Origin of the sequence: Enterococcus alishanensis, assembly GCF_019218635.1 — a bacterium.
In the GTDB taxonomy this organism is placed as follows: Bacteria; Bacillota; Bacilli; order Lactobacillales; family Enterococcaceae; genus Enterococcus_A; species Enterococcus_A alishanensis.
Genome location: NZ_JAHUZB010000047.1, coordinates 1 through 385 on the forward strand (window position 1 = coordinate 1; position 385 = coordinate 385).

Below are 385 nucleotides of genomic sequence, written 5' to 3' on the forward strand. Positions count from 1 at the left end.
CGTTGGCCACGAACAGCGAGGCGATCAGGCCCCAGACCAGCTCGGGCTTGGAATCGAACAGCACAGGCCCCGGCGTGATGTTGTAGAGCGTCAGCGCCCCCATCATCACCGCCGTCGTGCCCGAGCCCGGCACGCCCAGCGTCAGCATCGGCACGAAGGAACCCACGGCCGAGGCTGTGGCCGCCGCCTCGGGCGCGACCAGGCCGCGCATGTCGCCCTTGCCGAATTTGGCGTCCGGATCCTTGCCCTCGCTGATGCGCTTCTCCTGCGAATAGGCCACGGCCGCGGCGACGCTGGCGCCCGCCCCCGGCAGCACGCCCACGCCGAAGCCGACGAAGGCGCTGCGCACCACGCTCCACCAGGTGAATGCCAGCTCCTTCAGGTT

1 protein-coding gene is annotated in these 385 nt (G+C 70.1%); it reads right to left on the minus strand.

From position 1 onward, the window contains the following. Positions 1 to 385 (minus strand): tripartite tricarboxylate transporter permease (locus KUA55_RS18220; RefSeq protein ID WP_218327778.1); only part of this gene is annotated, 385 nt, incomplete at both ends.